Source organism: Facilibium subflavum (assembly GCF_003574485.1).
Lineage (GTDB): Bacteria > Pseudomonadota > Gammaproteobacteria > Francisellales > Francisellaceae > Facilibium > Facilibium subflavum.
The window spans coordinates 1-889 of record NZ_QLIT01000142.1 but is presented as its reverse complement, the minus strand read 5'-3'; the positions used below and the strand labels follow the sequence as shown (position 1 = coordinate 889).

Below are 889 nucleotides of genomic sequence, written 5' to 3'. Positions count from 1 at the left end.
GCCTTATATGCCCTATTGAATCCGCTTCTCGATCAACTATATGAACTAAAGGCTTGTCAAAACACTGCTGCTCGGAATGCTCAATTGCTTTGCAAAGCTCATCAAGGTTGTTTCGTATTTCTTGTGGCTCATCAGTTGCATAGTAAGTAGCATAACTGCCTTCGGAGTTAACAACCCTCTGTGCAACTGGTGTAATAGGCTCCCCATCAACATCACTAATAACTAAACTTGTTTGCAAGCTATAACCAACATCAAGCGCATAATCAAGCCCATACTCGACAAAAGCTCTTTTGGTTCGGTATACTGTTGATGAACTGACTTTCAGCAAATCAATAATCCTGGCATCAGAGTATTGGCGTTTATCACTCATCAGTAAAATATGTGCTCGCGTGATCTTACGGACTGCATGCTTTCCTTTTGTCGTAATCTGAACCAAGGTACTACGCTCTGTTTCTGTTAGATCAACTTTATATCTGATGTTCATTGCGCTATCCTTATCTTACATGTCAATTGACATAATTGAGTAATATATATGGGCAATGAAAACCTGAAATTTACCAAGAAACAAGGGCAGTACCTTGCATTTATCCACTATTACACCAAAATAAATGGCAGACCACCTGCAAATGCTGATTTTCAAGCATATTTCCATGCTGATCCAGCCAGTGTGCAGCACATGATTATTGCCTTGGAACACAAAGGCTTAATTAATAAAATCCCAAGAACTCCTCGAACTATTTCGCTCGCTGTACCTAAGTGTTGTATCCCAGACCTTGATTAACAGATTTCAACTTGTCAAAATTAAATGGAAAAGGTACTAGTAGAGAAATCTTTGAATATATTAAGTCCAAAGCTGACGAGGTATTTAGTCTAATATAAAACGATTTAT

At 38.4% G+C, this 889-nt stretch carries 2 protein-coding genes; one reads left to right on the top strand and one right to left on the bottom strand.

Annotated elements, in window-relative coordinates; genetic code table 11:
- Positions 1 to 484 (bottom strand): helix-turn-helix domain-containing protein (locus DNK84_RS08845; RefSeq protein ID WP_162902335.1); only part of this gene is annotated, 484 nt, incomplete at its 3' end.
- 48 nt (positions 485 to 532) lie between these two features.
- Here DNK84_RS08845 and DNK84_RS08840 point away from each other — a divergent pair.
- Complete coding sequence (locus DNK84_RS08840) at positions 533 to 781, top strand: LexA family protein (RefSeq protein ID WP_119344166.1); 249 nt, start codon at positions 533 to 535, stop codon at positions 779 to 781.
- The last annotated feature ends 108 nt before the right edge of the window (positions 782 to 889 follow it).

Excerpts from the sequence above, each read along its gene's own strand:
- DNK84_RS08840 (WP_119344166.1), top strand. The coding sequence starts at position 533 with ATGGGCAATGAAAACCTGAAATTTACCAAGAAACAAGGGCAGTACCTT.